General features: G+C 46.4%; 24 protein-coding genes. 9 read left to right on the plus strand and 15 right to left on the minus strand.

Features of this window, described 5'->3' with window-relative positions:
• Positions 1–34: 34 nt before the first annotated feature.
• A complete protein-coding gene (locus BGM23_RS19830) occupies positions 35–643 on the plus strand; it encodes a dienelactone hydrolase family protein (protein WP_015715251.1) in 609 nt (202 codons plus the stop codon).
• Positions 644–702: 59 nt separating this feature from the next.
• On the opposite strand, the gene sipU is transcribed toward BGM23_RS19830, so the two are convergent.
• The 6 genes from sipU to BGM23_RS19865 all read right to left on the minus strand — a co-directional run bounded on the left by sipU (position 703) and on the right by BGM23_RS19865 (position 6097).
• Complete coding sequence (sipU, locus tag BGM23_RS19840; RefSeq protein ID WP_003234434.1) at positions 703–1266, minus strand: signal peptidase I sipU; 564 nt, start codon at positions 1264–1266, stop codon at positions 703–705.
• A 134-nt stretch (positions 1267–1400) separates the two neighbouring features.
• A complete protein-coding gene (locus BGM23_RS19845; protein ID WP_003234436.1) occupies positions 1401–2465 on the minus strand; it encodes a tartrate dehydrogenase in 1065 nt (354 codons plus the stop codon).
• Positions 2466–2555: 90 nt separating this feature from the next.
• The gene (locus tag BGM23_RS19850; RefSeq protein WP_046664279.1) at positions 2556–3677 is read right to left on the minus strand and encodes a mannitol-1-phosphate 5-dehydrogenase; all 1122 of its coding nucleotides are present in this window, start codon (positions 3675–3677) and stop codon (positions 2556–2558) included.
• 1 nt (position 3678) lies between these two features.
• Positions 3679–4110, minus strand: a complete 432-nt coding sequence (locus BGM23_RS22255; protein WP_003246714.1) for a PTS mannitol transporter subunit IIA — start codon at positions 4108–4110, stop codon at positions 3679–3681.
• A 24-nt stretch (positions 4111–4134) separates the two neighbouring features.
• Entirely contained in the window at positions 4135–5571 is a 1437-nt protein-coding gene (locus BGM23_RS19860) for a PTS mannitol transporter subunit IIBC (protein WP_010886406.1), read from the minus strand.
• Positions 5572–5743: 172 nt separating this feature from the next.
• Positions 5744–6097 carry a hypothetical protein gene (locus BGM23_RS19865; RefSeq protein WP_003246726.1) on the minus strand — a complete coding sequence of 118 codons (354 nt, stop codon included), beginning with the start codon at positions 6095–6097 and terminating at the stop codon, positions 5744–5746.
• 164 nt (positions 6098–6261) lie between these two features.
• Between BGM23_RS19865 and ycnK the strand changes: the two genes are divergently transcribed.
• The 3 genes from ycnK to BGM23_RS19880 are packed head-to-tail and all read left to right on the plus strand — an operon-like array spanning position 6262 to position 9121.
• Positions 6262–6834, plus strand: a complete 573-nt coding sequence (ycnK, locus tag BGM23_RS19870) for a copper uptake transcriptional regulator CutR (RefSeq protein ID WP_003246724.1) — start codon at positions 6262–6264, stop codon at positions 6832–6834.
• 34 nt (positions 6835–6868) lie between these two features.
• The gene (gene ycnJ, locus BGM23_RS19875; RefSeq protein ID WP_003246637.1) at positions 6869–8494 is read left to right on the plus strand and encodes a copper transporter YcnJ; all 1626 of its coding nucleotides are present in this window, start codon (positions 6869–6871) and stop codon (positions 8492–8494) included.
• A 12-nt stretch (positions 8495–8506) separates the two neighbouring features.
• Positions 8507–9121 (plus strand): YcnI family copper-binding membrane protein, encoded by a 615-nt coding sequence (locus tag BGM23_RS19880; RefSeq protein ID WP_014475816.1) that lies wholly within the window; start codon positions 8507–8509, stop codon positions 9119–9121.
• A 43-nt stretch (positions 9122–9164) separates the two neighbouring features.
• On the opposite strand, the gene gdh is transcribed toward BGM23_RS19880, so the two are convergent.
• The 4 genes from gdh to gabT form a co-directional block, all read right to left on the minus strand.
• Complete coding sequence (gene gdh / locus BGM23_RS19885; protein ID WP_003246720.1) at positions 9165–9950, minus strand: glucose 1-dehydrogenase; 786 nt, start codon at positions 9948–9950, stop codon at positions 9165–9167.
• Positions 9951–9969: 19 nt separating this feature from the next.
• Positions 9970–10833 (minus strand): glucose uptake protein GlcU, encoded by an 864-nt coding sequence (gene glcU, locus BGM23_RS19890; RefSeq protein ID WP_003234455.1) that lies wholly within the window; start codon positions 10831–10833, stop codon positions 9970–9972.
• Between the two features lie 122 nt (positions 10834–10955).
• Positions 10956–12344 (minus strand): succinate-semialdehyde dehydrogenase, encoded by a 1389-nt coding sequence (gabD, locus tag BGM23_RS19895; RefSeq protein ID WP_029317299.1) that lies wholly within the window; start codon positions 12342–12344, stop codon positions 10956–10958.
• Between the two features lie 68 nt (positions 12345–12412).
• On the minus strand, positions 12413–13723 hold the full coding sequence (gene gabT, locus BGM23_RS19900; protein ID WP_015252814.1) for a 4-aminobutyrate--2-oxoglutarate transaminase: 1311 nt from the start codon (positions 13721–13723) through the stop codon (positions 12413–12415).
• Positions 13724–13828: 105 nt separating this feature from the next.
• Between gabT and gabR the strand changes: the two genes are divergently transcribed.
• Positions 13829–15268 carry a MocR-like transcriptional regulator GabR gene (gabR, locus tag BGM23_RS19905; protein WP_046664280.1) on the plus strand — a complete coding sequence of 480 codons (1440 nt, stop codon included), beginning with the start codon at positions 13829–13831 and terminating at the stop codon, positions 15266–15268.
• A gap of 1 nt (position 15269) precedes the next feature.
• Here gabR and BGM23_RS19910 read toward each other — a convergent pair whose 3' ends face one another.
• Entirely contained in the window at positions 15270–15584 is a 315-nt protein-coding gene (locus tag BGM23_RS19910) for an ArsR/SmtB family transcription factor (protein ID WP_003234476.1), read from the minus strand.
• A gap of 139 nt (positions 15585–15723) precedes the next feature.
• Between BGM23_RS19910 and BGM23_RS19915 the strand changes: the two genes are divergently transcribed.
• The 4 genes from BGM23_RS19915 (at position 15724) to BGM23_RS19930 (ending at position 19257) form a co-directional block, all read left to right on the plus strand.
• The gene (locus BGM23_RS19915; protein WP_046664281.1) at positions 15724–16011 is read left to right on the plus strand and encodes a putative quinol monooxygenase; all 288 of its coding nucleotides are present in this window, start codon (positions 15724–15726) and stop codon (positions 16009–16011) included.
• Positions 16012–16027: 16 nt separating this feature from the next.
• Positions 16028–16777: an oxygen-insensitive NADPH nitroreductase gene (nfsA, locus tag BGM23_RS19920; RefSeq protein ID WP_046664282.1), complete on the plus strand. Its 750-nt coding sequence runs from the start codon at positions 16028–16030 to the stop codon at positions 16775–16777.
• A 163-nt stretch (positions 16778–16940) separates the two neighbouring features.
• Positions 16941–17819: a TetR/AcrR family transcriptional regulator gene (locus tag BGM23_RS19925; protein ID WP_046664312.1), complete on the plus strand. Its 879-nt coding sequence runs from the start codon at positions 16941–16943 to the stop codon at positions 17817–17819.
• Positions 17820–17838: 19 nt separating this feature from the next.
• A complete protein-coding gene (locus BGM23_RS19930; protein ID WP_046664283.1) occupies positions 17839–19257 on the plus strand; it encodes an MDR family MFS transporter in 1419 nt (472 codons plus the stop codon).
• Between the two features lie 46 nt (positions 19258–19303).
• Here BGM23_RS19930 and yclQ read toward each other — a convergent pair whose 3' ends face one another.
• The 4 genes from yclQ to yclN are packed head-to-tail and all read right to left on the minus strand — an operon-like array spanning position 19304 to position 22921.
• Positions 19304–20257, minus strand: a complete 954-nt coding sequence (yclQ, locus tag BGM23_RS19935; RefSeq protein ID WP_046664284.1) for a petrobactin ABC transporter substrate-binding protein YclQ — start codon at positions 20255–20257, stop codon at positions 19304–19306.
• A gap of 21 nt (positions 20258–20278) precedes the next feature.
• Entirely contained in the window at positions 20279–21037 is a 759-nt protein-coding gene (gene yclP / locus BGM23_RS19940; RefSeq protein WP_046664285.1) for a petrobactin ABC transporter ATP-binding protein YclP, read from the minus strand.
• Complete coding sequence (gene yclO / locus BGM23_RS19945) at positions 21031–21978, minus strand: petrobactin ABC transporter permease YclO (RefSeq protein ID WP_014475805.1); 948 nt, start codon at positions 21976–21978, stop codon at positions 21031–21033. The genes yclP and yclO overlap by 7 nt, the downstream gene beginning before the upstream one ends.
• Entirely contained in the window at positions 21971–22921 is a 951-nt protein-coding gene (gene yclN / locus BGM23_RS19950; protein ID WP_014475804.1) for a petrobactin ABC transporter permease YclN, read from the minus strand. The genes yclO and yclN overlap by 8 nt, the downstream gene beginning before the upstream one ends.
• Between the last annotated feature and the right edge of the window lie 304 nt (positions 22922–23225).

Here is a 23225-nt window from a genome sequence, read left to right on the forward strand (position 1 = left end):
GGATATAATGGAAAAAACACAAAAGGAGGCCGTTATGTCCCCAAAACCGCTTGTCATTCTCGTACACGAAATATACGGTGTAAACAGCCATATGAAAAAGATGGGCCGGCTGATCAAAATGGCTGGATATGATGTGTTGACGCCCAACCTGCTCGGCGAGGATGAAGTCTACACACTGCAAGAAGAAAAAACGGCATACGAACAATTTACAAAACACGAAAGGCTGAAAACGGGAGAAACCATCATCCAGAATGTGATCAGGCAAAACGCCGGACGGCACATCTTTGTGATTGGATTCAGCGTGGGGGCTACTATCGCATGGAAATGCAGCAGTATGCCTGAGGTGAGCGGATCGGTTTGTTATTACGGTTCCCGGATACGCGACTCTCTTCATCACGTGCCAGCCTGCCCGGTCCTATTGTTTTTCCCTAATTATGAGCCGTCGTTTGACGTAGCGCTTCTTATCAAAAAACTGCGGGAAAAACAGCATACCCATCTTGAGATTTACCAATTCGATGCGCTTCACGGCTTCGCCAATCCTGATTCTGTTTATTTCAACAGGGCCCTTTTCTTCAAAACGCTTTCTATCATAAAAAACGGGGCGGAAAGCCGGCTCCGCACCGTTTCATCATCATTTTTTTAAACGTGCACGGCGCTTTATTATCGGTGCCGTCATGTTCCATGTTCTTTTTGCATTGCATTTTATTTTGCCTGTCTCATCTCACCGAATGGATAAAAGACGAGAGATTCAGTACCGATGATATCGTCCTCAGAAGGCATGCCCATTCCGTTTCTGCTATCCAGTGAATTGAGACGGTTATCTCCCATCACAAAATATTTACCGGAAGGAACCTCAACTTCGAAGTCACCTGTTAAGGTTACCCCCGACTCTTTGACCTCCTGTTTATATTCCTTTAAGTATGGTTCTTCCACCTTTTTATCATTTATGTATAGCTGATCATTTTTCATTTTAATGCTGTCACCAGGCAAACCGATTAAACGTTTGACAAATGAGCGGCCGCTCTTTTTGTCATGAATGACTATGATGTCTCCTCTGTGAAACCCGCCAGTCCATTTGACTGCTTTATCAACCAGAATTCTTTCTGAGTCTTTAAGCGTTGGGGCCATTGATGATCCTTCAATAAGAAAAGGCTTGTAAAACACCAATCTGATCGTAAAAATGAGAGCTGCGATCATAATGATACTGAGTACAACGATCGTTTTGATTTTTCTTTTTTTCTTTAACGTGATTGTTTTTGCATTCAACTTCCTTCACCCGATGCTTTCCTAAGAATTCCAAATTATTATACAGCATTTGGATCTGCTTGGTTAGACTTTCGTGGAAATTTTCGTAAGGAAATGGACAGGCCGGGGCAGCCATCTGCCACCGGCCTGATTCATCAGAGCTTTCTTAAGCGCGAACAGATTTCATCAGTGACCTCAGCCGTTGTGCTTTGTCCCCCAATGTCGCGTGTTTTGATGCCGTCGGCAGTCACTTGCTCCATTACATCCAGAATTTTCGCCCCCAATTCTTCCTCTCCGAAGTGGTCGAGCATCAGCTTCGCTGTCCAAATCTGGCCGATCGGATTGGCAAGGCCCTGTCCGGCAATGTCAGGAGCTGAGCCGTGAACCGGTTCAAACATGGACGGATATTTGCCGGATGGATTGATGTTCGCAGAAGGCGCAATGCCGATGCTTCCCATCAGGCTTGAGCTGATGTCGGTTAAAATATCACCGAACAAGTTGCTCGCCACAATGACATCAAACGTTTCCGGACGCGTCACAAAAAAAGCGGCCAGCGCATCAATATGCTGAGATGATGTTTCGATTCCGCTATAATCAGCGGCTGTCTGCTGAAAGACTTCATCCCAAAACGGCATCGCGTGATAAATGCCGTTAGACTTTGTGGCGCTTGTCACATGGCTGCGCCGTTTTTTCGCCAATTCGAAGGCAAAGCGCATGACACGTTCTGTCGCTTTTCTCGTAAACACCGCATTCTGGATGGCGATTTCGTCATCGCCTCTGTGAATGCGCCCGCCGACTTCACTGTATTCACCTTCACTGTTCTCGCGAATCACCACGAAGTCAAAATCATTTGGATGCAGAAGCGGCGACGTAATGCCTGCCATTTGTTTGGCGGGTCTCATATTAATGGAAAGCTCAAGCTCCCTCCGGATTTTCAGCAGCAGCCCCCATAACGATATATGATCGGGAACCAGCTTCGGATTTCCGACAGCTCCCAAAAAAACTGCTTCAAATTGAGTAAGCGTATGTATTCCATCTTCGGGCATCATTTTGCCGTGCTCCAAGTAATAATCACAGCTCCATGGAAAAGCTGTGAATGAGAATGACAAACCTCCGTGTACCTCAGCCGCTGTATGAAGCACTTTCTCAGCAGCCGCTACAACCTCTTTTCCTACTCCGTCTCCCGGTATTGCCGCAATCTCAAATTGTTTCATCGTCATTCTCCTTCCCCTGTTATCGTAAGCGCTTTCTATTATACTAGATTGCGAGATAGTAAAAAAAGCCCGTGACATTGTGTCACGGGTGGTCGGTTATTGATTAAGTTTCTTTAAAATGATGGCGTGCAACGGTTCATGGGACTGAATGCCGCACACCTCTTGAAGTACGCCGCTGTATCCTTTTTCTTCGATCAGCGCTTGCAGTTCAACCGCTTCAGGGTCACCGGTGAAATCGAAGCGCAGTGCTGCGGCAATTCCTTCAGCCAGTGCATTCGGTTCTTTTATTTTCTTTGCCGGGCCTACAAGTCTATCATTTTCTCCCAGTTTTCTGAGAGGTGACCTCGCTACGCGGGTCACATCGTCCGAAATGAAAGGATTTTCAAAGCGACCGATGATTTTTTTGATATATTGTTCGTGTTCAGTTTGCTTAAAGCCATACGATTTGACGAGATAGTCACCAGTTTCAAGCAGCGCCGAATGAACAACACGGCGGATTTCCGGATGATCAATTGCTTCTTTGACCGTTTTGAGTCCGCGCTGATAGCCGACATACGCTGTGACCGCGTGTCCGGTATTGACCGTAAACAGCTTCCGTTCGATGTACGGCGTTAAATCATCAACAAACAGTGCGCCGTTTATGACTGGTGTTTTCCCTTTAAAGCCTGATTCATCAATGACCCATTCGAAAAATGGTTCAACCGATACTTTCAGCGGGTCTTCATGATGCTGAATCGGGACGATCCGGTCAACGGCAGAATTCGGAAAACCTACCGTTTCACTGACGGATTTCTGCTCTGCTTCCGTTAAATGGCTGTATATTTCTTTCTTTAAGAAGCTGCTTCCGCCAATCATATTTTCGCAGGCAATGATATTCAGTGTGTTTGCAGTATTTCTTCGTCTTAAACCTTCTGCGATAGACGGGGCAATCAGCTTCAGCACATTCGGGCCGACAGCTGTTGTGATGAGCGCCGCCTCATTCATCAGCCGGTACAGCTCCTCGGTCTGACTGCCGCTGTTAATAGCGATCACCGGGCCAATGATCTCCGATGAACGTCCCTCTTCCGCCAGTTCCACTGTGTATTCTTTTTTTTCATTGAGGAGGCTGACCATCGTGTCGTTCACATCCGCAAACACCACATCATAGCCGGAGTGGTGAAGCAGCGCGCCGATAAATCCTCTCCCGATATTTCCCGCACCGAAATGTAAGGCGATCATGTCAGTTCACCTCGTTGAAAATGGCGATCAAATCTTCTTCGCTTTTAGCGGAGATCAGGCGTTCAATGTTTTCTTCTTCTGAACAGATAATGGCGATGTTAGACAAAATGTCTAAATGCTCATTATTTTTACCCGCAATGCCGAATACCACTTTTGCCGTGTTGCCTTCTCCGTACTCAACGCCCTCTGGAATCTGTATGATTGAAATTCCAGAGTGAAGCACCTCGCTTTTCGCTTCTTCTGTGCCGTGTGGAATGGCAATGAAATTCCCCATAAACGTAGAAGACGTTTCTTCACGTTCAAACATTTTGCTAATGTAATCCTCTGTCACGTAGCCGTTGTCAATCAGCGTCTGGCCTGCCAATTTGATGGCCTCTTCTTTTGATGATACCGTTTGATTGAGTTTAATATTTTCCTTTGCGAGTACTTGCATGAGTATCACTCTCTTTCTATAAGATTACTTTTTCAGCTTTTCAATCAGCTCGTCGTATTTCGGGCTGTTTAAGAAGTTATCCACTGATATGTGCGTCGCGTTCGGCAGCTTTGCTTTCGCGCGGTCTGTTAAATCTTTGTGGGTGATGACAATATCCGCATCGCTTGGCAGATTGTTAATGGCCGTGTTGGTCACACTGATGTCAAGCTCCGCTTTTTTCACTTTGTTTCTTAAGATGGATGCCCCCATGGCACTTGATCCCATTCCCGCATCACACGCAAAGATAATTTTGTTCACGCTTTCAGGAGACAGCTCAGACGCTTCTTCTGCTTTGGCTTGTTCCGCCTCTAAAGCAGCTGCTGCTTGGCTTTTCTTCCCCTTCATGGACTGCATTTTTTCTGTTGCGGCAGCCAGGTCTTCTTCACTTGCTTTTGAGGATTTCAGGATCACTGCTGAAACGATGAACGATACAGCTGCAGCGACCAATACACCCGCCAATACCCCGAAATAGCCTCCTCTTGGCGTCATTGCCATCAATGCGATAATGCTTCCCGGTGACGCTGCCGCGACAAGTCCGGCATTAAAGATCGTAAACGTTAAGAGTCCGCTTGCTCCGCCGGCAATGGCTGCGAGAATCAGGGCCGGTTTCATCAGAATGTACGGGAAGTAAATCTCGTGAATCCCGCCGAAGAAATGGATGATCGCCGCACCGGGAGCCGTTGATTTTGAAGATCCTTTGCCAAAGAACATGTACGCCAGCAAAATGCCGAGCCCCGGTCCAGGGTTCGCTTCTACTAAAAACAGAATTGATTTTCCTGTTTGGGATGCTTGCTCGATTCCGATCGGGCTTAAGATTCCATGGTTTATGGCGTTGTTAAGGAACAACACTTTCGCCGGTTCTACAAAAACACTGGCTACCGGCAGTAAATTAGCGTGTACAATGACTTCCACACCAGCCGCCAGCAATTTATTTAGCGTCAGGACAACCGGGCCGATGGCGTAAAACGCGAGAATCGTTAAAGCCGCGCCGACAATCCCTGCCGTAAAGTTGTTGATCAGCATTTCAAAGCCTTGTTTGACTTTATCCTTGAATAATTTATCAGTCTGTTTAATGAGGTATCCGCCAAGCGGACCCATAATCATTGCGCCTAAAAACATTGGAATATCCGATCCGACAATCACCCCAATTGCCGCTGTCGCTCCGACAACTCCGCCGCGGTGGTCGTAGATCATTTTTCCGCCTGTATACGCTATCAAAAGCGGCAATAAATACGTAATCATCGGGCTGACCAGCGTGTTCAGCTGTTCATTCGGAAACCATCCTGCCGGAATAAACAACGCGGTAATGATACCCCACGCGATAAATGCGCCGATATTCGGCATGATCATTCCGCTCAAATAACTCCCAAAGCGCTGCACTTTCACTTTCATGCCGCCTTGCTGCTGTTCTTGCTGCTGCATATATAAACCCTCCCTGTTTTGTTTGTCGCTGTAAGGTGCAAAAATATGTTCAGAGAATGATGCTTCCCTTTGACTCTATGTTAAAACGCTTACAGTCCCTATACAATTGAAAGTAAAGAGGACTTTGGCACATGACTGTGACAATTTTTTAAAAATAAAAAGGCTCCTGGTTTCAGGAGCCTTTTCTCTTTCCTCTATAAATGATGTTGCCATTTTGAATCACGTACTTTGCAATCATCCGCTCACTCACAATAAAAACGGGATACGCGCACACAAGCGCAAATACAGCCATCGGCACGTGCTGTACAGCTGGCAGCACTGAGCCTGCCGCATTGCGGAGGAGCATCAAAAGATAAATAAGCAGCACGATGGCCGCTAATGATACCAGCATAATCGGAGCTGAAACTTTATATTCATAAAGCCGTTCCCGGCAGTGGCCGCAGCGAAATTGACAAGGCACATTTGATGATCTGACCATATCGCCTGTCAAAGGTTTGCCGCAGTTCGGGCATGGTGTTTCTTTCATAGGGTATTCCTCACTTTCTATTCCATCTGTCTATTATACCAGAGTCCCTTCTGTTTCGTTTTGTTGCTGTTCAACACATTTTCACATTTTTTATCATCCACTTACTTGTCTCCGTCTCTAAAATCCTCTACGCTTAAATAGATCTTAATGAAGAGGGTGTATGAATGCTTCCGATTAATAGACAGCAACACATACTGAAGTGGCTGAAAGAAGAAGGCTCGCTTAGAATTTCTGACATCAGCGCAAGGTTCGGCGTTTCGGAAATGACGGTATATAGAGATGTCAATCAGCTGGTTCAGTCAAATCAGGTCATTAAAACGGCCGGCGGCATCACGCTCCCCGTCCGAACACCTCAAACAGATCATATGTGCAGCTATTGCTTGAAGCCCGTCAATCAAGCTCATTCGGTTCAGCTGATTACGGTAAACCAAGACATTGAACAGCTATGCTGCGCACATTGCGCGTTTTTGCGTTACGCGGATAAAACGGAAGAGGTTTCACACTTGATTTGCAGAGATTTTCTGTTACAGACAACCGTCAGTGCCGGTTCGGCTTATTTCGTCGTAAATGCTGAATTAAACCTGCACTGCTGCCAGCCGCAGGCCATTCCGTTTGCGACACTTGACCATGCCGAACGATTTCAAAAAGGATTCGGCGGAGCCGTCTGCACTTTCGACCAAGCGCTGGAAGACATGCTTCAAGACCGAAAGAAACGCTGCACCTGCACCAAGAAATAACACAACACATACAGCGGAAGGTGGTGTCTGAGTGATGAAGCGAAACAGATGGTGGATCATCCTTCTGCTTTTTCTTGTTTTCCTGCCGAAAACAAGCTTTGCTCACGCCTATATTGTCAAATCTTCACCTGGGGAAAACAGCGAATTAAAAAGCGCCCCTGCGCAGGTGGAAATCGAATTTAATGAACCGGTTGAAGAAGGGTTTCATTACATTAAAGTCTATAATTCAAACGGCGACCGTGTGGATACGGACAAGACTGAAATCAAAAAAGATAATCATCACATCATGACAGTGAAGCTGAAGAAGAATCTGCCTAAAGATGTGTACAGAGCGGAATGGAATGCCGTATCCGCGGATGGACATCCTGTTTCCGGCGTCATTCCGTTCAGTATCGGGAAAGCGGATGGCGGATTCAGCAGCCAAAAAGCAGCCGATTCAGCGCTGAATCCGGGAACAGCAGCAGATCGCGCGATTCTGTATACAGCCTTATCTCTGTTTATCGGAACGGTTTTCTTCCATCTTTTCTGGTATAAAGGGAAATCAGAACAGCTCGTCAAACGGACGAGACGTATCCTGACCGGCTCGATCGCAGCATTGGGGCTGGCGCTTTTGCTTCAGCTTCCGATTCAGACAAAAGCGAACGCAGGCGGCGGCTGGGGCAGCGCATTCCAGCCGGGCTACATCAGAGAAACACTGTTTGAGACAGCAGGCGGCTCCATTTGGATCATACAGGCTGCGCTGTTCGTGCTGCTCGCACTGTCTGTCATCCCTGCGATACGGAAAAACCGCTTTTCATCCTTTGGCTATTGGACAGCGCCGCTCATTTTCTTTTTCGGTCTCCTGCTTGCCAAGGCGTTTACCGGGCATGCTGCTGTCGTTGAAGAAAAAACGGTCGGCATTTTGATGGATTTCCTTCATTTAACTTCCGCTTCCATCTGGGTCGGCGGAATAGCGGCACTCGTTTTGCTGCTCTCAAAAGAATGGAGGCAGCCTGACAAAACGCTCGCGTGGGAGACGGTCAGACGGTTCTCCCCATGGGCGCTCACTGCAGTCGGCGTCATTTTGTTTTCAGGCTTGCTCAATGGATTTTTCATCATTCGTTCAATGGATTCACTGTTCCATACAGCGTACGGACAAGCTCTTTTAGTGAAAAGCGGGCTGTTTGTTTTCATGCTGGTCTTAGGCGCAATTCATTTTCTGCTTACCAGAAAGCAGCGCCGCACAGGAATCAGCCGAACGTTGAAAGCGGAGTGGGCAATCGGCATCGCTGTATTGATCACAGCGGCCGTGTTTACAAGCCTGCCAAGCCCGCCTGAGCCAGCGCCGGAACCGTTCTACCAAACCAAAGCGATAGAGAACGGACAAAGCGTTTCTCTCAGCATCAGCCCAAACCAGCCCGGAAAAAATGTTTTTGAGCTGCGGGTCACCGACCATAACGGAGATCCCGTGAAAAACATCCAGCAAATCACGTTAACCGTTTATAAAACAGGCCTGTCAGGCAGCGAAAACAAAAGCACCTTTACATTAAAAGAAAAAACAAAAGGCGTCTTCCAAGATCAAAACCTGTCGATTAATGAAAAAGGAAACTGGAAGATCAAAGTCCACGGCCTGACCGGCGACTTTAACGAAATCAATATCATGTTTACAAAGACCAATTAAGGAGTGTTTACGTTGTTGAAAAAAATCGCATTGACACTATGTCCGGCTATTGTCGGCTCCCTCTTATTCTTTACGGCCCCTGCCAGCGCGCACGTTTCTGTAAAACCGGCTGAGTCTGCTGCAGGCTCTTGGGAAACGTATACAATGAAGGTCCCTTCTGAGAAAAATCTGCCGACAACGAAGGTTGTCCTCAAAATGCCGAAGGATGTTGAATTCCAGCAATATGAGCCAATTCCGGGCTGGAAGGTTTCCACTCAAAAACATGATGACAAATCAGTGTCCGTGACGTGGGAAGCGACTGACGGAGGCATTCAGGAAGGCCAGTTCCAGCAGTTTACCTTTGTTGCCAAAAACCCTGACAAAGCGGAGGAAGCCGCTTGGGACGCTTACCAATATTACAAAGACGGCAGCATTGTTGAGTGGACAGGTGACGAGGATGCCGATACACCTCATTCCATTACAAACATCACGTCTGCAAAACAAGTGACAGATGAGCACGGCGCCACGAAAACAGAAGACGATTCCGAAAACTCAGGTTCTTCAGCTCTAGACATTACAGCGATTGTGCTGTCTGCGGCTGCTATTATTTTATCTGTAGCAGCACTTGTTAAGAAAAAGCGTGCGTAATAAAAAAGCGATCCAGATGTGATGTCTGGGTCGCTTTTTTTGTTTAACCGCGTCCTGCCTGGAATGAAGGATATTGTGTCATACCACCGTCCGCGAATAACGTGATGCCTGTGACGTAGCTGGCTTCCTTCGAAGCAAGCCAGGCTGCTACTGCGGCGATCTCCTCCGGTTCGCCGATATATCCCATTGGAATCATGCTTTCTACATCAGCTTTCTGTTTAGGGTCAGCGAATTTTTCAGCATTGATTGGCGTGTTGATCGCACCTGGCCCAATATTATTGACGCGAATGCCCTTCGGCGCGTATTCCAACGCTAATGTTTCTGTCATCAGCTTTATCCCGCCTTTACTTGCCGCATAGTGGACAAATAACGGCCAAGGAATCACTTCGTGCACACTGGACATGTTAATGACATTTCCCTTGATATCGTTTTCTACGAAATATTTAATCGCTTCACGGCTTCCTAAAAAGGCACCCGTTAAGTTCGTGCCGATGACTTTATCCCAATCCTTGAGCGGCATTTCGTGAGATGGTACAGGATTTTCAAGACCGGCATTATTAATCATAATATCGAGTGTGCCGAACTCCTTAATTGCCGTTTGCACGATATTTTTTACATCTTCCTCTTTCGTGACATCTCCTTGGACGACAACAGCTTCACCGCCCGCCTTGATGACCTCTTCTTTTACCTCGTTTGGATCTTGTTTATTACTATAATAGTTGATAACCACTTTTGCCTGCTCCTTGCCGAAGCGAATGGCCATCGCCTTTCCGAGCCCTGAAGCAGCTCCTGTAATAGCGACGACTTTTCCTTTTAAATCCGGATACATATACATCCTCCTCCATTTGTTATGAATTTGTTTTGGCGATTCCTAAGAATACGGCGGCGGCAATAATCAGGATAATCCCGATCGCAATTGCTATTAGCTGGCGTTTCGTTTTCTTTTCACGCAGGATGAAAATACCGCCGAGCGTAGAAATGACAATTCCCATTTGTGAAAGGGAAAAGCTCGTTGCAACGCCGACTCGCGGCTGAGAAATAAACAAAAACATATTTCCGCCTGCCCAGATTAACCCTGGGAGAATATTTCTGATCGCATACTTGTTAAAGGGTTTGTGTCTATAGGTTAAAACTAACCCCCCGACCACCATACCAATTGCCTGTGGCAGCAGCGCGGACCAGCCGGACACATTGAATAATCTAGCCACGACTACATAAACCAAATAACCAAGAGTCGAAACAAGGAGAATCAAAATGCCCTTTTTCAAATTGCTTGGCTCGCCCTCTTTTTTATCATTCTTATCTTCCAAGGACGTGAGAATGATTCCTACAATGATAAAGATCAAAGCGAGAACGCCAAGCGTAATCGCAATCGGTGTTGACCATTCGCGGAACACGATCACACCGAACAGCGAGGTGGAAACGAGCTGCATTCCTGTGGAAATCGGCATTGTTTTCGACACGCCCATCAATTGAATGCTTTTCAGCTGGTTGGCCTGTCCAAGTGACCAAAATAGGCCGGATACGATTCCAACAATAAAAATACGAAGTGACAGAACGGGCTGAACAAAAAAGTAAATAACGATAGAAACAATGAGTGCCCCGATCGTCGTTCCCAGTGTCTGGCTGTACGGCCCGCCGCCTAATTTCACATTGAAGAGAACAATGCTCCCCCAAAACAAAGCCGGGAGAAGAGCCAATAATAAATCCATTGTTGGGGAACCTTCTTTCAAAATGTATTTGCTGTTATTTTGGCTGGAATTGTTGTGATTATTCGCCGGAACACAAAAAGAGCTGCCGGAAAATCCGGCAGCTCTCAGGAGCGTGCATTCTTTTATAAACCGATGGACAAATATTTTGTTTCAAGGTACGGCTCGATACCTTCTGAACCGCCTTCACGGCCAATGCCGCTTTCTTTCATTCCGCCGAATGGCGCTTGAACCGCTGACGGTCCGCCGTCATTCCAGCCGATAATGCCATACTCTAGATTCTCGGAAATATAGATGCCGCGGCGGTAGTTTTCTGTGAAGAAGTAAGCAGCCAAGCCATACGGTGTATCGTTGGCAAGCTGAATCGCTTCATCAATATCAGAAAACGTGACGATCGGGGCGACCGGGCCGAATGTTTCCTCATGCATGATATTCATGGACGTATCGACATCGGTGAGCACTGTCGGATTCACAAAGTAGCACCCTTTGTCATCGTTTCGGTCATATGTGCCCCCAGCAATCACTTTCGCGCCTTTTTCAACCGCATCATCTATTTGGCTGACGATTTTTTCGAAGCCTCGTTTATTGATGATCGGTCCGACATTAACGCCTTCCTCAAGTCCATTTCCGACTTTCAGCTTAGACACTTGCTCGCTCAGTTTCGCAGCAAATTCATCCTTGATGGATTCATGAACGATCAGGCGGTTGGCACATACGCAGGTTTGGCCGGCGTTTCGGTATTTGGACGCCATCGCCTGTTCAACGGCAAGGTCAATGTCTGCATCTTCATCTACGATCAGCGGGGCGTGTCCGCCGAGTTCCATTGAGACGTGCTTCACGGTGTCCGCGCTGTTTTTCATAAGGATTTTCCCTACAGGTGTTGAGCCTGTGAACGTGATTTTGCGGATTTTCGGACTGCTTGTGAACACATTTCCGATTTCTTCTCCATCGCCGATTACAACCTGAAGAACATCCTTCGGAATGCCCGCTTCATATGCGAGGCGTGCTAGTTCATAAGCAGACAGCGGTGTGTCCGGCGCCGGCTTGATGATAAATGTACAGCCAGCGGCAAGAGCAGGCGCCGCTTTGCGTGTAATCATCGCATTCGGGAAATTCCAGGGCGTGATAGCAGCAACGGGGCCGACCGGCTGGCGTGTGACAACAATTCGTTTACCCGTTGTCGGGGCCGGGACCGTTCTTCCGTACACACGCTTCGCTTCCTCTGCGAACCATTCGATATAGCCTGCGCCGTAAAGTACCTCGCCGACTGCTTCCTTGTATGGTTTTCCGTTTTCCTTTGTAATTAAATCTGCAAGCTCTTCTTTATGTTCAACAATCAGCTCATACCATTTTTTCAAAAGAGACGCTCTTTCGTTCGCTGATGTTTTAGACCACGTTTTAAACGCTTGATGTGAACGTTCAATGGCTTCTTCTACCTCTGTGGCTGATTGCTGAGGAATCGTTTTGATCTCCTCGCCCGTAGCCGGGTTGTAGACCGTTAATTGATCTGGCATATTGAACATTCCTTTCTTTTCATGATTACTTAAAATGATAGCAGACCCAGCCGTTTTCTTTCCAATGATTAAGCTCGCAGGCCCGCCTCCAAGATGCTGAGCCCTTCATTTAAAAGGCTGTCTGAGATGACGAGCGGTGTCAAAAAGCGGATGATATTACCGTTAATTCCCGCTGTCAGCAAAAGTAATCCGTTTTGATTCGCATAGGCCGCGATCGCTGCTGCTTTTGCTTTATCAGGCTCACGCGTGTCTGGATCCTTGACGATTTCGATTGCGGCCATCGCCCCGAGTCTGCGGATGTCACCGATGAACGGGAATTCTTTTTTCCACTCATACGCCCTATCTTCAATGATTTTGCCAATTTCTTCAGATCGCTCATTCAGTCCTTCTTCTTCGATAATATCCAAGACTGCCAAAGCCGCCGCGCAGCCGAGCGGGCTGCCGGCATACGTGCCGCCCAGCTCCCCTGGCGCTGCCGCATCAAGCATTTCCGAACGCCCGATCACGCCGCTTAATGGCAGGCCTGCCGCAAGCGATTTAGAAACCGTGATCAGATCGGGCACTACATCAAAGTGCTCAATTGCGAAATAAGTGCCAGTTCTGGCAAAGCCAGTTTGGATTTCATCAGCAACAAAAACAATGCCGTGTTCTTTGCAGAATGAAGCGACGTGCTGTACGAACCGTTTCGAAGGAATAATAAACCCGCCTTCTCCCTGCACTGGCTCCATCACGACACACGCCACCGTTTCAGGCGCCACTGAAGCGATAAAGAAATCATTGAATGCTTGAATAACCATATCGTCATAGCTTTCATCACTCATGCCGGCCGGCTTCTGATAATAATAAGGGAACGGCGCTTGATAAACCTCTGGCGCAAAAGGCCCGAAACCGAATTTATAAGGTTTTACCTTGCTTGTCATGCTCATCGTCATATTCGTGCGCCCGTGAAACCCGCGTGTAAACGAGACAACGCCTTGGCGCTTTGTATACTTTCTGGCGATTTTCACAGCGTTTTCGACCGCTTCTGCCCCTGAGTTAAGAAAAATCGCTTTTTTCTCATGGCTGCCCGGTGCAATGCCACACAGTTTTTCGGCTAACTCGATATAAGTCGGGTACATCATGACATTAAAGCCAGGATGAATCAGCTCCTCCGCCTGCCGCTTCACAGCCTCAACCACCTTCGGATGCGAGTGTCCGACATTTAACGTGCCGATGGCGCCTGCAAAATCAATAAATCTCCGGCCGTCCAGATCGTACAGCTCGGCCCCTTCTCCTTTGACCGCCAGACTGCGGTTGCCGTTGCTCACACCTTTTGACACAAATTGATCCCGTTTTTGCTGCCATTGTGCAGTTGTGATGCTTGCTGTTGTTTGACTCATGTGAATATCCCCCTGTCGGTATTTTCTTATCATTCTGACTTCTCTTTGGTATGATGAAAAGTACCAATTATAACTTTTTGATGGTATCAGAAGGAGAAAATACAAATGGATATCACGATTACACTCGATCGTTCAGAACAAGCCGATTATATCTATCAGCAAATTTATCAAAAGCTGAAAAAAGAAATCCTCAGCCGCAATCTGCTGCCGCACTCGAAGGTTCCCTCCAAGCGGGAGCTGGCTGAAAATCTCAAGGTCAGCGTAAATTCAGTGAATTCAGCCTATCAGCAGCTGCTGGCTGAGGGGTATTTGTACGCCATTGAACGAAAGGGTTTCTTCGTGGAGGAACTAGACATGTTTTCCGCCGAGGAGCACCCTCCATTTGCACTGCCGGATGACCTAAAAGAGATTCACATCGACCAGAGCGATTGGATATCGTTTTCACACATGAGTTCCGATACAGACCATTTTCCGATCAAAAGCTGGTTCCGCTGCGAGCAAAAAGCGGCCTCCCGCTCATACCGCACGCTCGGCGACATGTCACATCCGCAAGGGATATATGAAGTGAGAGCGGCCATTACGAGGCTCATTTCCCTGACGAGGGGTGTAAAATGCAGGCCAGAACAAATGATCATAGGGGCAGGCACACAGGTGCTCATGCAGCTGTTGACTGAGCTTTTACCCAAGGAAGCCATGTATGCGATGGAGGAGCCTGGCTACAGGCGCATGTATCAGCTTTTGAAGAGTGCCGGAAAACAAGTCAAGACGATCATGCTGGATGAAAAGGGCATGTCGATTGCTGAAATCACCAGACAGCAGCCAGATGTGCTGGTGACCACCCCGTCGCATCAGTTTCCGTCCGGAACGATTATGCCTGTATCCAGAAGAATTCAGCTGCTGAACTGGGCAGCCAAGGATCCGCGCAGATATATCATTGAGGACGATTATGATAGTGAATTCACATATGATGTAGACAGTATTCCGGCGCTGCAAAGCCTCGACCGTTTTCAAAATGTCATCTATATGGGAACCTTTTCAAAGTCCCTTCTCCCCGGCTTGCGGATCAGCTATATGGTGTTGCCACCTGAGCTGTTGAGGACATACAAACAGCGGGGCTATGATCTGCAGACTTGCTCGTCACTCACGCAGCTCACCCTGCAGGAATTTATCGAGTCTGGTGAATATCAGAAGCATATAAAAAAAATGAAGCAGCATTATAAAGAAAAGAGAGAACGCCTGATCACCGCTTTAGAAGCAGAGTTCAACGGAGAGGTTACCGTAAAAGGGGCAAATGCGGGGCTGCATTTTGTTACCGAATTTGATACCAGGCGCACCGAACAAGACATCCTGTCACATGCTGCCGGGCTGCAGCTTGAAATATTCGGAATGAGCCGATTTAACTTGAAGGAAAACAAGCGGCAAACGGGCAGGCCAGCTCTCATTATCGGCTTTGCACGGCTGAAGGAAGAAGATATTCAGGAGGGTGTGCAGCGGCTTTTCAAAGCGGTTTACGGACATAAAAAAATCCCCGTTACAGGGGATTGATTCACCAGCGGTCCTGGTCTACATTCAGCACGGCTTCAAGCAGGCCCGGAAATGCCTTTTCAAGGTCTTCAGCGCGAAGCGAATAATACCGGCGCTTTCCTTCTATCCGAACTTGAGCGATGCCCGATTCTCTCAAAACTTTAAAATGATGCGACAAAGTCGATTTGGCAACCTGCACATCTGCACAGGTGCTGCACGTTTTTTCTTTTGCTTCAGCTAATTGCTTGACGAGCTCTAAACGAAGCGGATCACTAAGTGCATGAAGAACCTTTGTCAGCTGCAATGTTTCTGTTTCTGGATGGTTTGGAATGTTCATGACACAAATGTATCACACAACAATTAGAATGACAATTTTACTATTTAAGGGTTTTTCCTTTACCTCAATTAGAATACATGTTACATTTAGTTCGATGAAATTCGAACAATAAATTCGCATAACAACGGAGGAGATTTAAATGATCGTATTACAAGCTTACATCAAAGTAAAACCAGAAAAACGCGAGGAATTTTTGAGCGAGGCTCAATCACTTGTTCAGCATTCAAGAGCTGAGGAAGGCAACGTGCAATACGACCTATTTGAAAAAGTAGGCGAAGAAAATACATTTGTCATGCTTGAAAAATGGAAAGATGAAGCGGCAATGAAATTCCATAACGAAACTGCGCATTTCCAAGGGTTTGTTGCAAAAGGAAAAGAACTGCTGAGCGCTCCTCTTGATGTTGTCCGCACAGAGCTTAGCGAGTAAAGGAAGGGTGTCTCATATGAATGAAGTGATTAAATCTTTAACAGACCACCGCTCGATTCGCAGCTACACAGATGAGCCTGTAGCTCAGGAGCAATTGGACCAAATCATTGAAGCGGTGCAATCAGCCCCTTCTTCTATCAACGGACAGCAAGTGACTGTGATCACAGTCCAGGATAAAGAGCGCAAAAAGAAAATCTCCGAGCTGGCAGGCGGCCAGCCATGGATCGATCAAGCTCCTGTTTTCCTGCTGTTCTGCGCAGATTTCAATCGGGCCAAAATTGCGCTTGAAGATCTGCATGATTTCAAAATGGAAATCACAAATGGATTGGAATCTGTTCTTGTCGGCGCAGTAGACGCTGGTATTGCCCTCGGCACAGCAACAGCAGCGGCGGAGTCACTCGGACTTGGCACAGTTCCGATCGGTGCGGTTCGCGGAAATCCTCAAGAGCTGATCGAACTGCTTGGCCTTCCAAAATACGTGTTCCCTTTATCCGGCCTTGTCATTGGGCATCCTGCCGACCGTTCAGCGAAAAAACCGCGCTTGCCGCAGGAAGCTGTCAATCATCAGGAAACTTATTTGAATCAGGATGAGCTGACGTCTCACATTCAGGCATACGACGAACAGATGTCTGAATACATGAATAAACGGACAAACGGAAAAGAAACAAGAAATTGGTCACAGAGCATCGCTTCCTACTATGAGCGCCTGTACTATCCGCACATCCGTGAAATGCTTGAAAAACAAGGATTTAAAGTTGAAAAATAAGCTCTTATTCGGCCTGTCGGATTTTCCGGCAGGCCTTTCATTTACCCGGTTAAAATCCATTGACTTTTATTTTGTTTATTTGGTAAAATTTTTTCATAGTTACTCATTGGTTTTCTGTGAACCAATGGGTTTTCTAATGTTCAAGAAAGAAGGAAGCCATGAGATGCTTGATAAAAAAACAGATATCTTGTTAGCCGCGCGAAAGCTTTTTTCGGAAAAGGATTTTACGTCGGTTTCCATGCAGGCGATCGCAGAAGAATGTAAGATGTCAAAAGCTTCGATATATAAGCTGTTCCAATCTAAAGAAGATCTGCTTTTGGAGCTGCTGTCATTTAACCAGAAGCAAATGGTGGCCGCAGCCTCAAGACTTCAGGAAAATACCGCACTTACACCGGAGGAGCGTTTGACGCAAAAGGTCAAAATGGAACTGGAGGGCTTCAGGCGGAATCAGCAGTTTTTCAATATGCTGACCTACGGAAACCCCAAGCTGCATAATGACCGGGTCAAACAGCATATCCATCAGACCAGATCGACGATTATCTGCTGGCACCGCGATTCGCTGATCCAGGCGTATGGAGAAACCATTCTCCCGTTTGTGTGGGATTTGGTCATCATTCTTCACGGCATGATGCGTGAGTTTTTAATGCTGATCAAAATCGAGGAAAAACCGCTTGAGCTTGACCCGATCGCAGAGTTTATCATCAGCACCCTCAATCAGATTATCAAAAACAGGGAAACCCGCCAGTCTCTTCTTCCGCCCGAAGCCATCGAGCTTTATATTCAATCAGCATCCTCCTACAAGCCAAAGGATAAATCAGTCCTATTATCGGAAAGCCTGAAGGAATTACATAAAGGCATCTCTTCCCTGTCCGCCGCGGACTATGACGTAGATGAACTGACATCCGCAGCCGCTATGCTGGAGGAAGAAGCGAAGAAGGAAGAACCCCGCGCTTTTTTACTCAAATCACTGATTGTTTATCTGGAACAAACCGGTGTTTTAACACAGCCCGTTTCCATGTTAAAAACACTGTTAATTACTTAGAGAAAAGAAGGGATATGTATTGAACACAAGTATTGAACAAAAACCTTTTAACCGTTCTGTCATTGTCGGCATTTTGTTAGCCGGAGCGTTTGTGGCGATTTTGAACCAGACATTGTTGATTACCGCACTTCCCCATATCATGAGGGATTTCAATGTCGATGCCAACCAAGCACAATGGCTGACAACATCATTTATGTTAACCAACGGGATTTTAATTCCGATTACCGCGTTTTTAATTGAGAAATTCACAAGCCGGGCGCTGCTCATCACAGCAATGAGCATTTTCACTGTCGGAACAGTCGTCGGAGCGTTCGCGCCGAACTTCCCGGTTCTGCTGACAGCTCGTATCATTCAAGCGGCCGGAGCCGGCATTATGATGCCGCTCATGCAGACTGTATTCCTGACAATCTTTCCGATTGAAAAGCGCGGCCAGGCTATGGGTATGGTCGGATTGGTCATCTCATTCGCGCCTGCGATCGGACCGACTCTTTCCGGATGGGCTGTCGAAGCTTTCTCTTGGAGATCATTGTTTTATATTATTCTTCCGTTTGCTGTGATTGATTTGATTCTTGCCAGCATCCTGATGAAAAACGTGACGACTTTAAGAAAAACACAGATTGATATTTTATCAGTCATCCTTTCAACATTTGGATTCGGCGGCCTTCTGTACGGATTCTCAAGCGTCGGCTCTTACGGCTGGTCCAGTTCAACCGTCTTGATTTCACTGCTGGTGGGTGTCATCGCGCTGCTCTTGTTTATCATAAGACAAATGAAGCTTGAAAAACCGATGCTGGAATTCCGCGTCTTCACGTTTGGCGTTTTCAGCTTAACAACACTGCTGGGAACCCTCGTCTTTGCATTATTGATCGGTACGGAAACCATCCTGCCGCTTTATACACAAAATGTCAGAGACGTCACAGCTTTTGATACAGGGCTTATGCTCCTGCCGGGAGCCGTTGTGATGGGCTTTATGTCGCCGATTATCGGCAGAATTTTTGACCGTGTCGGCGGAAGAGGGCTGGCGATTGCCGGTTTCTGCATCATCTTCCTGACATCTCTGCCGTTTATGCAGCTGACTGACCATACGTCACTCGCTTGGATTGTCGTTTTATACACCGTTCGTCTCTTAGGCACCGCCATGATCATGATGCCGGTGACAACAGCCGGAATCAATGCGCTGCCGCGCCACTTGATTCCGCACGGAACTGCGATGAACAACACGATTCGCCAAGTCGGCGGCTCGATCGGAACCGCACTATTGGTTTCCGTGATGAGCAACCAGGCGGCACATGCAGGCACGACAAATGTAAAGCACGCCGCCCTGCACGGCATGAACGCCGCTTTTATTGTGGCTGCCGTCATTGCACTTGTCGGCTTCCTTCTCTCATTCACATTAAAGAAACCTCAGCGCCCTGCCGAACAGCAGCCGGCACGCTGATTAACAAAAAAAGAGCCCCGCTATTTAGCGGAGGCTCTTTTTGGTTTTACTTTTCTAAACCGTCTTTCACTTCTTTGATCATTTGTGCCATAGACTCAAGACCGCCTCCTGATAAGTACCAAGTAGCAGAATCAAGGTAGACGACATGATCATTTTTCACTGCGTTTACATTCTTCACATAATCATTTTCAACGACTTGTTTAGTAGATGATGTTTCACCGATCGCTGTACCGCGGTCAATGACAAACAGGTAATCCGGGTTTGTTTTTGAAATGTACTCGTAAGAAACGCTTTGTCCGTGAGTAGACGCTTTGATGTTTTTATCAGCCGGTGTCACGCCGAACACGTCATGGATCAGGCCGTATCTTGATTTAGGACCGAATGCGCTGATCTTCCCGTCGTTCGCCATGATGACGAGACCGTTTTTGTTAAGCTTTTCAGCCGTTTTCTTTACATCTGCGATTGAATGATCGATTTTTGAGAGTTCATCCTTCACTTCATCTTCTTTATCGAAGATCTTACCGATTGTTTCTGCGTCAGACTTAAATGATTCCATATACTTCGCTGTGTCTACGCCAAGGTAAATTGTCGGCGCAATTTCAGAGAATTCTTTGTAAGACTCAGATTGTCTCCCTGAGATAATGATCAAGTCAGGGTCTAAATCTGCCACTTTCTCGAAGTCTGGCTCTTTTAAGCTTCCGACGTCAGCATATTTGTCATCCTTGAATTTGGACAGATATTTAGGAAGGGCTTGTTTCGGCAGTCCCGCTACTTTATCATCAAGTCCAAGTTTATCTAATGTATCTAAGCTTCCAAAGTCAAATACGACAACTTTTTTAGGGCTCTTCGGTACTTTTGTTCCGTTTTTGTCCAGCTGGTGTTTCACAGTGATTTGTTCTTCCTTAGAATCAGAACCTTTGCTGCTTGTGCTTTGGTTTCCGCATGCAGAAATCACAACTGCCGTCACCAAAGCGATGAATAGTAATGCGAACTTTTTCATGCTCTTCACCTCTTCTATATATTAAGAAAAATAGACACCTATTCTTTGATTATCAATCGTCTGAATCGGGATGGTCATATCGTAGATTTCCTCAAGCACTGACGTTTCTATCATTTCTTCAGGCGGTCCTTCTTTAACGATTCGGCCGTTTTTCAAAGCGACGATATGGTCAGAATAGACTGAAGCAAAATTGATATCGTGAATAACGATGACGATCGTTTTTCCAAGCTCCTCTACCAGCCGTTTCAGCAGTTTCATAATTTCAACTGAGTGTTTCATATCCAGATTGTTCAGCGGCTCATCCAGAAAGATATAATCTGTGTCCTGGGCAATGACCATGGCGATAAATGCCCTTTGGCACTGTCCGCCGCTCAGCTGATCCAAGTATTTGTCTTGAATGTCTTCCAGCTTCATATAGCTAAGCGCTTGGTTGATATGAACCCAGTCTTCCTCTGTCAGCCGGCCCTGTGAGTACGGAAACCTGCCAAAACTGACAAGGTCTTTGATCGTGAGCCTGATATTGATTTGGTTCGCCTGTTTCAAAATGCTCATTTTCTTGGCAAGCTCTTTGCTGTCACATGCTCCAATCTCTTGTCCGTCTATGTAAATCTCGCCGGAATCCTTTTTGATCAGGCGGCTCATGATAGACAGCAGCGTACTTTTGCCGGCGCCGTTAGGACCGATAAACGAGGTGATTTTGCCCTTTTGAATCGTGACTGACGTCTTTTCAAGAACAACTTTCCCGCCATATTGTTTGCTTACATTTCTGACCTCTACCATGATTTATTCTCCTTTAACAGCAAGTAGATAAAATAAATCCCGCCGGCAAAATTAATAATGACGCTCAGCGTCGTTGAGAAGGTAAACACTTTCTCAACCACAAACTGCCCTCCGACCAGCGCAATGATGCTGATGAAAACGGAGCCTGCGATTAAGTATGAATGCTTATATGTTTTCAGGAATTCTCTCGCCAGGTTGACGACCAGAAGGCCTAAAAACATAATCGGCCCGACTAGCGCTGTTGAAACAGAAACCAAAATCGCAACCACGATCAGCATCTGCTTCACCACTTTGTCGTAGTCAATGCCCAAATTCACGGCGTGCTCGCGTCCGAGCGACAGCACATCGAAAAATTTTGTAAAACGCCAGACATAAACGCCTGTCAGCAGGAAGATGATGAACGCGAGCCATAACAAATCCGTATTGATATTGTTAAAGCTGGCAAACATCTTGTCCTGCACAACTTGGAACTCGTTCGGATCAATCAGCATCTGCATAAAAGAAGACAGGCTGCTGAACAGCGTGCCAAACACGATTCCGATAAGCAGAAGGAAAAAGATATTTCTCCCCTCACCCTTGAACATGATCTGATACAAAACAAGAGAAAACAGTATCATCAGCAGAACAGAGATGATAAAGTTGATGTTTTTATTCATGATGACCATATTCGCAGAACCGAACAAAAAGATAATGCCAGTCTGAATCAGCATGTAGAGAGAATCAAGGCCCAAAATGCTCGGCGTCAGGATGCGGTTGTTCGTAATCGTTTGAAAGATCATGGTCGAAAACGCAATCGCTCCCCCCGTCAGCACAATGGCAGCGACTTTTTTGATTCGTCTCGGCAGGGTGTAATCCCAATTGCCTAAGTCATAAAACAAAAACAAGCCTATACATACAATGGCTAAAACAACGAGCAAAGCTATTTTCATCTGGTTACGCATAGGCTTTTCTCCTTAACAGCATAAACAGGAAAATGCCGCTGCCGATGATTCCGACCATCAGGCCAATCGAGATTTCATAAGGGAAGATAATGATTCTGCCCAGTATATCGCAAAACAGCACAAAAACCGCTCCCAACAGCGCAGTATGCGGCAGGCTGCTCTTCAGATTGTCTCCTCTGTAAATCGATACAATATTCGGGATGATTAAACCGAGAAACGGCAGCATACCGACAGTCAAAATAACAAGGGACGTGATCAGGGACACGATAATGAGCCCGATGTTCACAACCCGTTTGTACTTCAGGCCGAGGTTGACAGAAAAGCTTTCACCCATACCGGCCAATGTGAATTTATCCGCATACACATAGGCAATGATCACGAGCGGAATACTCAGATAAAGAAGCTCGTATCTTCCTTTCACGACTAAAGAGAAGTCTCCCTGCAGCCATGATGACACATTCTGGATCAAGTCATATTTATATGCGATAAATGTCGCGATTGAACTGACGATATTCCCGAGCATTAAACCGACAAGCGGAATAAAGATGGTATCGTTAAACTTGATTCTTTCAAGGATTTTCATAAACAGAAAATTTCCTGCAAGGGCAAAGACAAACGCGACCAGCATTTTGATTAAAGGACTGGCGGATGTAAACAGCAGCAAGGAAATTAAAATGCCGAGCCTCGCCCAATCCATCGTGCCCGCCGTCGTCGGTGACACGAATTTGTTTCTGCTGATCTGCTGCATAATCAAACCGCAGATGCTCATGCTTAATCCCGCGATGACAATGCTGATCAATCGCGGCAAACGGCTTGCAAACAGCGTTGACGCCTCTTGTTTGCTTAAATCGAAGAGATCAAGCGGCGACAGATCTTCTACACCGATAAATACAGATGTGACTGCTAATATGATAAGTAGAATAAATAAGTAACGTAGCTTCATGCTGCCTCCTTACATCCTTACAGCAAAAAGAACGTATCTCCTACTCCGCAAGGACTCAAAACAATATGGCCATATAGTAATTGATTATCATTATCATTTACATATTACCATTTTTCTAGGGTTAGTCAATATTCTTTAAAAATATTAACCTAGTCATTTATCCATTTTACTAATCATTCTAACCATTTTCCATCCCAAAACGTTAGGCTGTTTACCATATTTATCTTTATAACGCAGGTATACGGTCAGCAAACCTGACATTATTCCTCGTGGAAAATACAAATGTTCTCCCCGGATAGAAATT

It is taken from the genome of Bacillus sp. FJAT-14266 (assembly GCF_001719225.1).
GTDB classification, from domain to species: domain Bacteria; phylum Bacillota; class Bacilli; order Bacillales; family Bacillaceae; genus Bacillus; species Bacillus subtilis.

Coding starts and splice junctions, on each gene's coding strand:
- BGM23_RS19865 (WP_003246726.1), bottom strand. CDS start 6,097: ATGAAAGAAACACCATGCCCGAACTGCGGCAAACCTTTGACAGGCGAT.
- gdh (WP_003246720.1), bottom strand. CDS start 9,950: ATGTATCCGGATTTAAAAGGAAAAGTCGTCGCTATTACAGGAGCTGCT.
- BGM23_RS19845 (WP_003234436.1), bottom strand. CDS start 2,465: ATGACGATGAAACAATTTGAGATTGCGGCAATACCGGGAGACGGAGTA.
- BGM23_RS19910 (WP_003234476.1), bottom strand. CDS start 15,584: ATGAACATTCCAAACCATCCAGAAACAGAAACATTGCAGCTGACAAAG.
- yclN (WP_014475804.1), bottom strand. CDS start 22,921: ATGAAGCTACGTTACTTATTTATTCTACTTATCATATTAGCAGTCACA.
- ycnJ (WP_003246637.1), top strand. CDS start 6,869: ATGAAGCGAAACAGATGGTGGATCATCCTTCTGCTTTTTCTTGTTTTC.
- glcU (WP_003234455.1), bottom strand. CDS start 10,833: ATGGATTTATTATTGGCTCTTCTCCCGGCTTTGTTTTGGGGGAGCATT.
- BGM23_RS22255 (WP_003246714.1), bottom strand. CDS start 4,110: ATGCAAGTACTCGCAAAGGAAAATATTAAACTCAATCAAACGGTATCA.
- ycnK (WP_003246724.1), top strand. CDS start 6,262: ATGCTTCCGATTAATAGACAGCAACACATACTGAAGTGGCTGAAAGAA.
- gabT (WP_015252814.1), bottom strand. CDS start 13,723: ATGAGTCAAACAACAGCAAGCATCACAACTGCACAATGGCAGCAAAAA.
- nfsA (WP_046664282.1), top strand. CDS start 16,028: ATGAATGAAGTGATTAAATCTTTAACAGACCACCGCTCGATTCGCAGC.
- BGM23_RS19830 (WP_015715251.1), top strand. CDS start 35: ATGTCCCCAAAACCGCTTGTCATTCTCGTACACGAAATATACGGTGTA.
- BGM23_RS19915 (WP_046664281.1), top strand. CDS start 15,724: ATGATCGTATTACAAGCTTACATCAAAGTAAAACCAGAAAAACGCGAG.
- yclP (WP_046664285.1), bottom strand. CDS start 21,037: ATGGTAGAGGTCAGAAATGTAAGCAAACAATATGGCGGGAAAGTTGTT.
- yclQ (WP_046664284.1), bottom strand. CDS start 20,257: ATGAAAAAGTTCGCATTACTATTCATCGCTTTGGTGACGGCAGTTGTG.
- BGM23_RS19925 (WP_046664312.1), top strand. CDS start 16,941: ATGCTTGATAAAAAAACAGATATCTTGTTAGCCGCGCGAAAGCTTTTT.
- gabR (WP_046664280.1), top strand. CDS start 13,829: ATGGATATCACGATTACACTCGATCGTTCAGAACAAGCCGATTATATC.
- yclO (WP_014475805.1), bottom strand. CDS start 21,978: ATGCGTAACCAGATGAAAATAGCTTTGCTCGTTGTTTTAGCCATTGTA.
- gabD (WP_029317299.1), bottom strand. CDS start 12,344: ATGCCAGATCAATTAACGGTCTACAACCCGGCTACGGGCGAGGAGATC.
- BGM23_RS19850 (WP_046664279.1), bottom strand. CDS start 3,677: ATGATCGCCTTACATTTCGGTGCGGGAAATATCGGGAGAGGATTTATC.
- BGM23_RS19860 (WP_010886406.1), bottom strand. CDS start 5,571: ATGCAGCAGCAAGAACAGCAGCAAGGCGGCATGAAAGTGAAAGTGCAG.